We start from the raw sequence: 8,340 nt of genomic DNA on the forward strand, positions 1-8,340 counted from the left end.
GGGGCAACGTCAGGGGAGGCGGTCGGCCAGGGCGAGGAAGCGGTCGGCGGCGTCGTCGTAGGTGGTGAGGCGCCAGCCGGACAGGGTGGCCGTTGCGGCCAAGGGGGCTTCGGCGAGGGGGTCGTCGGGGCTCAGGACGCGACCGTGGCGGGCGGCGAGGGCGGCGCGGCCCGTCGGGTGGAAGAGCACGAGGCGGCCGCCGGGCCTGGTGACCCGGGCGAGTTCGCGCAGGCCGTCGACGGGGTCCGGCAGGTGCATGACGAGACCCGCGGCGAACACGGCGTCGATGCTTCCGTCGGCGAACGGCAGCCTGCCGGCGTCGGCGAGGACCAGTCCGGTGTTGCCCTTCTCCTGGGCCTTGGCGAGCATCTGCGGCGTGTGGTCCAGGCCGACGACCGTGCCGGACGGGCCGACCGCGGTGCGCAGGGCCGGCAGGGCGCGGCCGGTGCCGCAGCCGGCGTCGACGACGACCCCGCCCGGTGGCAGGCCGGCGGCCGCGACGGCCGCGGCGTACGCGGGCAGGTCGTCGCCGAACTTCGCGTCCCACGTGCCGGCGCGCACGCCGAAGAACGCGCGGGACTCCAGGAGGTGCCAGCGGCGCCGGTCGAGCAGCCGCGGGTCGACGTGCCGGATCACGGGCCACGCGGGGTCGTGCAGGTCGACGACGACGTCCGCCGTGTCGCCCCGCGCCCCGTCGGCGGCGTGCTCGCGCCGCGAGGTGCGCAACCAGACCACCACGTCCCACCCGTCCGGCGCCCCCGCCCGAGCCTCGGCCCCGTCGGCCACGACCACCTCGCCGGCGGCGCCTGCTGAACCGGCGCCTGCTGAACCGGCGCCTGCTGAACCGGCGTCCGCCGAGCTGGTGGCGCCCGCCGAGCCGGTGGCGGCGGCCGGTGAGCCAGCGGCGGCCGGTGAGCGGGTGGTGGGGCGGCCGGCGGCGCGGAGGGCGGCGGCGAGGCGGTCGGCCACCGGGCCGGTCGTGGCGTCCGTGCCGTCGACGACCACTGTCGCGCGGCCGGCGGGGACGGACTCCACGAGGAGGGTCATGACCTCGTCCCAGCGGTCCTGTGTCATCGGTCCATCATGCAGAGGGGCGGGCGGGGCCTGACATCATGGGGCGGTGCGGAAGGTACTGATCATCGGAATCGGCGCGGGCGACCCGGAGCACGTGACCGTGCAGGCAATCAATGCCATGAACGCGGTCGATGTGTTCTTCGTGCTGGACAAGGGGGACACGACCGCCGACCTGACCGGGGCACGGCGGGAGATCTGCGACCGGTTCGCGACGGAGCGGGAGTTCCGGACGGTGGTCATCGCCGATCCGCCCAGGGACAGGACCGCGGCCGACTACGAGGGGGCGGTGCGGGACTGGCGGGACGAGCGGGCCAGGCTGATCGAGGAGGCGCTGCTCGCCGAGCTCGGTGAGGACGGCGTCGGCGGGATCCTCGCCTGGGGTGACCCGGCGCTGTACGACGGCACGATCCGCATCCTGGACACGATCGCCGCGCGGGGCAACGTGGCGGTCGGCTACGACGTCATCCCGGGCATCACCAGCGTGCAGGCGCTCACCGCCCGGCACAGGATCATGCTGAACCGGGTCGCCGGGGCGGTCCACATCACCACCGGGCGGCGGCTCGGCGCGGGCTGGCCGGAGGGCTGCGACGACGTCGTCGTCATGCTGGACGCGGACCTCGCCTGCCGGGCGTACCGCGACGAGGACGTCGACATCTACTGGGGCGCGTACCTCGGCACGCCGGACGAGCTGCTCGTCGCCGGGCGGCTCGGGAAGGTGATCGACGAGATCGAGACGGTCCGGCGGGAGGCCCGCGCCCGCAAGGGCTGGATCATGGACACGTACCTGCTGCGACGGGTCTAGGCGGCCCGGTCCCCGAAAGAGGCGGCCCGGTCGCCGGACGAGGCGGTCCGGTCCCCGGACGAGGCGGCCCGGTCCCAGGAAGGGGCGGCCTGGTCGAGGCGGGAGGCGGGGCCAGGCACCAGGCGCAGCGGCGCGGGAGCGGGCGCGGGCGGCGGCGGGACCTCGTCGAGCGCGGGCGGGCGGCCCCAGCGGCGCGGCGGGCGCTGCCGGTCCGACGGCGGTCCGGCCGGGTCGAGGGCGGGCCGGGACAGGGCGAGCACGATGGCGTAGCCGGCGAGGACGAACCCGTGGCTCACCAGCCGCGTCGTCTCGACCGCGCCGGCGAGCAGGTCGTTGGCCGACAGCAGCGCGAGCAGGGCCACGAACGCCGTCAGCATCGGCAGCGCCCCCGCCGGGGTGGCCCGGCGGGTCGCGATCCAGGCGAAGCCGGCGCCGATCGCCACGTTCCAGGCCGCCGACTCGTGGAACACGTGGCCGGCCTGGTGCGCGTGCGTGGTCGCGGCGTTCGCGGCCTGGGCGATGCCGAGCAGGAACTGCGCCGCGCCGAAGGCACCGAGCAGCACCCGCAGCCCGTACACGAGACGCGACCGTGTGAAGAAGGACCGTCCGCGAAAGGACGGCAGGACGAAGGACCGCGCACCGGAAGGCCGGGCGGAGAAGCCCGCCAGCAGGCGCTCCGCCGGGATCGGTGCGGCGTGCAAGGGTTGGAGCCGGACCAGCCGCGTCGCCGCGACCGCGTCCCGCTGAAACTGCCGGCACCCGCCGCAGTGCGACAGGTGCGCGTCGACCAGCGCCGGCGCGACCGGCTCTTCCTCACCGTCCATCCGTGCGGACAGCGCTTCCCGGAACCGCATGCACTCCACGGACGGGTAGTCGCCGCCGGCGTCCGGAAAGTTCCCGGCGCCGGCGGCGACCATGGGTGCCACCAGGATCAGTGCACGATCCACTTCTGGGCGTCGGTGCCGTTGCAGGTGTAGATCTGCAGGCGGGTGCCGTCCGCCGTGGCCGAGACGGGCACGTCCAGGCACTTGCCGGACTGCGGGTTGATCAGGGAGAAGTTCGGGCCGATCCGCCACTGCTGCGCGGGCCCCTTGTTGCACGAGTACAGCTGCACCAGCGTGTTGTTGGCGGTGCCGCTGCTGGTTACGTCGAGGCACATCGTGCCGAGGCGCAGCGCGCCGTCGCTGGTCATCGTCCACCACTGCGACAGCGGGCCGCCGTTGCAGCTGTACAGCTGGATCGGGTTGCCGGCGGTGGTGGCGCTGCCCTTGTCGTCCACGCAGTACCCGGCGTACGCCGGCTTCAGCAGGCCCTGGTTGCCGAGCTGGTTGGTGACCGCCGCGGCGAGGGCGTCGGCGCCGGTGTTGAGTCGGGCGTCGAGCGTGGTGCCGCGCGAGTCGGCCCAGAGGTCGGGCTTGCCGTCGGTGTTGATGTCGGCGCCGGTGACGGCCGGGACCGTGTCGGCGTCGAACCCGCTGGCGGCGTAGACGACCGGGGCGGCCGTGCCGGCCGGGGTGCCGGTCGCGGTGTCGCCGGTGTAGAGCTCCAGTTTGCCGGTCGCGTCGGTCCGGGCGAACAGCGCCGGGTTCGTGCCGTTGACGGTCGCGGCGATGGTGCGGCCGGTCCGCGATCTGGTCCGGGATGCCGTCGCCGGTGAAGTCACCCCAGACGGCGGGCTGGGCCGGGGCTCCAAGGTGTTCGCCAAGAGCGTCGTCAGCGGCACCCGTACCCCGCTCGGCGAGGTCGGCAAGGACAGCCTGAAGGCGCTCAAGAACCTGGGCCCCAAGAACGTCGGCAACTTCGTGAAGGGATCGGGGCACGCCGTCAAGGCCGAGTTCAACGCCCTGCGGCAGAAGACAGGCGGCTCGGCGGTGAAGGGACTCGGCAAGCAGGCCCTGGCGATCGGCAAGGACTACGGCAAGGGCCTGTTCACCGACGGTGCGATCGTCCCCGCGCCGCTGTCCGGCATCATCCCCCAGGCCAGCGGCGACTTCGGCGACGGCAAGTCCTTCCGCTGGCAGAAACGCGCTCCCGCAGTGGCTGGGCGGACCGTTCACGTGATCTGAGAAAGTACCGTTCACGTGATCTGAGAAAGTCGGGAACCGTCTCTCGGCTGTCGGGCAAGTACCAGGTGTACTGACCGACAGCCGAGAGGCCTGATGTCCGATGACCAGACCAACCGAGACGGCGGTGGCCACCGAACCGGTGGGCGACGCCGTGATCATCGCGCGGTCCAAGGATGAGCCCGAGCTCTTCGCACAGATCTTCCGCCGGCACGCGCCGGTGATCCAGCGGTACGTGACCCGCCGCCTCGGCCCGTCCGTCGCCGAGGACGTCTGCGCCGACGTGTTCCTCGCGGCGTTCCGGCAGCGGCACCGCTTCGCCCCTGACCGGCTAAACGCCCGGCTCGACGCCCGGCCGTGGCTGTTCGGCATCGCCACCAACCTGGTGGGCCGGCACCGGCGCGCCGAGATCCGGGCGCTCAAGGCCCTCGAACGCACCGGCGTCGACCCGGTGACGGAGGCGTTCGAGGTGTCCAGCGACGCGCGGCTGGGGGCGGGGGCCGTCAACCGGCGGCTCGCCGCGGCGCTGGCGGCGCTGCGTCCGGTGTACCGCGACGCGCTGCTGCTGGTCGCGTGGGGCGACCTCACGTACGAGGAGATCGCGGTCGCGCTCGGCGTGCCCGTGGGAACGGTGCGGTCCCGGGTGAACCGGGCTCGAAGCAGGATGCGCGCTGCACTCGGCGGGGCGGACCCGACATCCATTCAGGAGGACCTGTGAACGACCTGCAACCACTGCGCGACTTCCGCAGCGAGGTGCCCGAGATGTCCGACGTGACGCGTGCCGAGCGGGCGTTCGTGACGGCGATGCGCGCGGCGACGCCGCGGCCCCGGTCGCACCGGCCGCTCATCTTCGCCGCCGGGCTCGCCACCGCGGCGGCCGCCGTCGCCGTGGCCGTCATGATGACCTCGGCCCCCACGCCCACGCCGCGGGTGGCCGGCGGGTCGCCGGCGACGCCGGCCGCCGGCTCGTCCGCCCCGCCGGCCGTGAAGATCAAGCCCGTCTCGGTCGCGGAGCTGCTCGACCTGGCGGCCGCGGCGCCCGGCGCGATCAACCCGGGACCAGGGCAGTTCGTCGTCACCGAGTCGCTGATGTCCGACATGGCGGAGCTCGGCCAGGGCGGGCGCTTCCTGTACGCGATGAAGGTCACGACCTGGGTCGCGTCCGACAACTCGAAGCCGGGCGTGTCCAGGACCGAGCAGCTGGAGCCCCGCCCGTACCCGGGGCAGCCGCTCCCGGCGGACCTTCCCAAGGCCGGCAGCGTCGACGTGCGCGTCCTGTGCCCCGTGAAGGGCGACGTGACCCGGCGGGACTACGCGTACTACGGCACCCTGCCCACCGACGCCCAGGGCATGCTGAAGGTCTTCGCCCGGTTCCCCGGCGGCGGCGCCGACAAGAACCACTACCTGTGGAAGGCCGGCATCGAGCTGGCCGCGGCCCCGATGCCCGCGGCGCAGCACGCGGCGGTGTTCCAGGCGCTGAAGCTCATCCCCGGCGCCACGCTCGTCGGCGAAGCGCAGGACACCGCGGGCCGCACCGGCACCGCCGTCGGCCGCGCCGGCCCCGACGGGTGGCGCCGTGACCTGATCTTCGACCCGGTCACGTTCGCGTTCCTCGGCTCGCGGACCGTCAACGAGACCGGCGCCCAGGTCGGCGGCACCGCGCAGCTGTCCGTGACCGTGGCCGACGCGGCGCCGGCCGCGCAGCCGGGGCCGAAGCAGGAGGGCTGCTAGAAGTCGCACGGGGGGCGGGCACGGGTGCGGCACGTATCGACTAACCTCGGCGGCATCGACGCTTCGACGTCGCTCACGGTGAGGGGGCCGGTCGTGACCGGACAGGACCGGATCGACACGACGGTGCCGCACCCTGCCCGCCGCTACAACTACTGGCTCGGCGGCAAGGACCACTTCGCCGCCGACCGCGCCTCCGGCGACGAGATCGCCGCCGCGTTCCCGACCGTGCGCACCGCCGTCCTGGCCAACCGGGCGTTCCTGCGCGGCGCCGTGCGGTTCCTGGCGCAGGAGGCCGGTGTCCGGCAGTTCCTCGACATCGGCACCGGCCTGCCCGTCCCGGACAACACGCACGAGCTCGCGCAGCGCGTCGACCCCGCGTCCCGCGTCGTCTACGTCGACAACGACCCGATCGTGCTGACCCACGCGAGGGCGCTGCTCACCGGTACACCCGAGGGAAGGACCGCCTATCTGGAGGCGGACCTGCGCGATCCCGCCGCGATCCTGGCCCACCCGGACCTGCGCGCCACCCTCGACCTGGACCAGCCGGTCGGCCTGCTCCTCGTGGCGATCCTGCACTTCATCCACACCGACGCCGAGGCGCTGCCGATCGTGCGGACCCTGCTGTCGGCGCTGCCCTCCGGCAGCTACCTGGTCGCCACGAACGCGACCGTGGACTTCGCCGACGAGGCGGGCGCGGCCGCCTACCGGGCGATGTTCGCCGCGGGACGCACCGACGGCTACGCCCGCACCGCGGCCGAGTTCGGCGCCTTCTTCGAGGGTCTCGACCTCGTGCCGCCGGGGATCGTCGCGGTCAGCGACTGGCGCGACGCCTACCCCGACGCCACTCCTGCGGACGTCGCCATGTACGCGGCGGTGGGCCGCAAGCCGTGACCGCTGAACTCGGTCATACGCCGGCGCCGGCAACGGCTACGGCGTCGCGGACGGCGGTGGCCGGGCGGCCGAGGATCGCCTCGACGTCGTGGGTCAGCCGGTCGTACCAGCCTTCGCGGTGCAGCTTCGCCATGGTGACCAGGTGGTCGCGCAGGTGCTCCGGCAGCCCGAGCGGCGCCAGCGTCTCGTCGATCCACTGCCGCATCGGCACGTCGACGTAGGCGACCGGCCGCCCCACCGCCGCCGCGATCTCCGCCGCCATCGCGGTCATGTCCTGCGACCGTGGGCCCGTCAGCTCGTACACCTTCCCAATGTGCGGCCCGGGCTCGCCCAGGACCGCGGCGACGACCCCCGCGACGTCACGCGCCGCGACCGGCGAGGTCCGCGCCTGCCCGAACGGCAGCCGCAGCTCCCCACCGGTGACCCTGAAGAGCGGATTCTCGAGGAACACGGTCGGCCGCACCTGCACGACCGGCAGCCCGGACCAGTCCAGCACCCGCTCACCCAGCAGGTGCATCCGCTGTTGCGCCGACTCCGCGGTGCTGGTGAGCGTCATCTCCGACACCGTCATCTGCGACATGTTGACCAGCACCGCGAGCCGCCCCACCTCCCGCGCCGCGGCCGCGACGGTGACGGTCGCCTGCAGGTACCCCGCCGACACGCCCATCCCGAAGTACACCCGCCCACAGCCGTCGAGCGCCCGCACGACGTCACCCGCGTCGGTGAGGTCCCCGGCCACGACCTCGGCCCCGGTCGCCCGCAGCGCCTCGGCCCGCCCGTCCTCCCGGTGCACCATCGCCCTGACCGGCACACCACGCTCCCGCAGCAGCTCCACAACCGTCCGCCCGACGGACCCGACCCCACCCGCCGCCCCGGTGACCAGCACCGTGTCCCGCGCCATGCCCCCATGCTCGTCCCCGCCCACACCCCCACCGCCACCCCCGGCGAATGGTCCCTCAACCGCCGGAGTCGTCGAGCCAGTTCTGGGGGAGGATCACCTTGGCGGGGGTGCCGGTGCAGTACCCAATTACCAAGGCTTGAAGTCAATGATGTCAATCGGTCTCACCAGCGTGACGGGGTAAGAATGAGCAACCCAATCAGCCGTGAAGATCTTCTTCGCCAGGAGGTCGTCGAGAACACGGAGTTCCTGCGGGACGACGAGGGAGGTCGGGACGTCAACAACTTGGTCATCTCAAAAGGTCTACCCATTGGAGACGTGCTTCTGGCCGGCTTCGTCGAAAACGAGGACAATGGCGATCAGTACGGCCTTCTTGTTGTTGAGGACGGCCAGTGCGTGGTCTTCGAGCTTGACCGCTACGGTGCAGAGAAGCGCTGGGAGCGCGTCGATGACCTTTCCTTCCTGGATGATGAGTTTTCCACCGCTTCCGTAGCGGTCGCCATGAAAAGAAGTGGTGACGTTCCTTCGGTCGAGTAACCGGCTGAAGTGGTCGATCGCCTCGAGCGTTCAAGTATTGGAATTACGTCCGAATCGGCAGCCTGGCCGCCTGTCCAGAGGGGATTTGCCCGGCTCGAAGTGGCGTCGACCTCCTCGCTGACATCAGCATTCGGTCAGCCGCCGCTGTCGTCGAGTTCGGCGCCTTCGGGGATGGTGTCGTCGTCGGGGTCGTCGAGCCAGTTCTGGGGGAGGATGACCTTGGCGGGGGTGCCGGTGCGGCCCCTTGGTTGGCCGAGGATCTCGCGGGGGAAGGGCACGTCAGGGTCGAGCTGGGACAGCAGGGCGCCGAGCTCGGTCAGGGATGAGGACGTGGCCATGGCGGC

At 72.7% G+C, this 8,340-nt stretch carries 10 protein-coding genes and 1 pseudogene; 6 read left to right on the forward strand and 5 right to left on the reverse strand.

Annotation, left to right across the window (positions count from 1 at the left end):
* Positions 1–9: 9 nt before the first annotated feature.
* A complete protein-coding gene (locus AB0I21_RS29760) occupies positions 10–1,074 on the reverse strand; it encodes a methyltransferase domain-containing protein (RefSeq protein ID WP_360566075.1) in 1,065 nt (354 codons plus the stop codon).
* Between the two features lie 46 nt (positions 1,075–1,120).
* Between AB0I21_RS29760 and cobF the strand changes: the two genes are divergently transcribed.
* Positions 1,121–1,876: a precorrin-6A synthase (deacetylating) gene (gene cobF / locus AB0I21_RS29765; protein WP_360566076.1), complete on the forward strand. Its 756-nt coding sequence runs from the start codon at positions 1,121–1,123 to the stop codon at positions 1,874–1,876.
* On the opposite strand, the gene AB0I21_RS29770 is transcribed toward cobF, so the two are convergent.
* Both AB0I21_RS29770 and AB0I21_RS29775 read right to left on the reverse strand, forming a co-directional pair.
* Positions 1,873–2,793 (reverse strand): zf-HC2 domain-containing protein, encoded by a 921-nt coding sequence (locus tag AB0I21_RS29770; protein ID WP_360566100.1) that lies wholly within the window; start codon positions 2,791–2,793, stop codon positions 1,873–1,875. The two genes, cobF and AB0I21_RS29770, sit on opposite strands and share 4 nt — an antisense overlap.
* A gap of 14 nt (positions 2,794–2,807) precedes the next feature.
* A complete protein-coding gene (locus tag AB0I21_RS29775) occupies positions 2,808–3,539 on the reverse strand; it encodes an RICIN domain-containing protein (protein ID WP_360566078.1) in 732 nt (243 codons plus the stop codon).
* Positions 3,540–3,570: 31 nt separating this feature from the next.
* Here AB0I21_RS29775 and AB0I21_RS29780 point away from each other — a divergent pair, with 31 nt between their 5' ends.
* From AB0I21_RS29780 to AB0I21_RS29795, 4 genes are all read left to right on the forward strand, one after another.
* Positions 3,571–3,942 (forward strand): hypothetical protein, encoded by a 372-nt coding sequence (locus tag AB0I21_RS29780; protein WP_360566080.1) that lies wholly within the window; start codon positions 3,571–3,573, stop codon positions 3,940–3,942.
* A gap of 100 nt (positions 3,943–4,042) precedes the next feature.
* Entirely contained in the window at positions 4,043–4,657 is a 615-nt protein-coding gene (locus AB0I21_RS29785) for an RNA polymerase sigma factor (RefSeq protein ID WP_360566082.1), read from the forward strand.
* Positions 4,654–5,670: a CU044_5270 family protein gene (locus tag AB0I21_RS29790; protein ID WP_360566083.1), complete on the forward strand. Its 1,017-nt coding sequence runs from the start codon at positions 4,654–4,656 to the stop codon at positions 5,668–5,670. The genes AB0I21_RS29785 and AB0I21_RS29790 overlap by 4 nt, the downstream gene beginning before the upstream one ends.
* A 93-nt stretch (positions 5,671–5,763) precedes the next feature.
* Positions 5,764–6,561 carry an SAM-dependent methyltransferase gene (locus tag AB0I21_RS29795; RefSeq protein ID WP_360566085.1) on the forward strand — a complete coding sequence of 266 codons (798 nt, stop codon included), beginning with the start codon at positions 5,764–5,766 and terminating at the stop codon, positions 6,559–6,561.
* 13 nt (positions 6,562–6,574) lie between these two features.
* Here AB0I21_RS29795 and AB0I21_RS29800 read toward each other — a convergent pair whose 3' ends face one another.
* A complete protein-coding gene (locus AB0I21_RS29800) occupies positions 6,575–7,462 on the reverse strand; it encodes an NAD(P)H-binding protein (RefSeq protein WP_360566087.1) in 888 nt (295 codons plus the stop codon).
* Between the two features lie 183 nt (positions 7,463–7,645).
* Between AB0I21_RS29800 and AB0I21_RS29805 the strand changes: the two genes are divergently transcribed.
* The gene (locus tag AB0I21_RS29805; RefSeq protein ID WP_360566089.1) at positions 7,646–7,996 is read left to right on the forward strand and encodes a hypothetical protein; all 351 of its coding nucleotides are present in this window, start codon (positions 7,646–7,648) and stop codon (positions 7,994–7,996) included.
* A gap of 134 nt (positions 7,997–8,130) precedes the next feature.
* On the opposite strand, the pseudogene AB0I21_RS29810 reads toward AB0I21_RS29805, so the two are convergent.
* A pseudogene (locus AB0I21_RS29810) lies at positions 8,131–8,340 on the reverse strand (tRNA dihydrouridine synthase DusB); the annotation flags it as partial.

This window comes from Dactylosporangium sp. NPDC050588, from assembly GCF_040654975.1.
In the GTDB taxonomy this organism is placed as follows: domain Bacteria; phylum Actinomycetota; class Actinomycetes; order Mycobacteriales; family Micromonosporaceae; genus Dactylosporangium; species Dactylosporangium maewongense.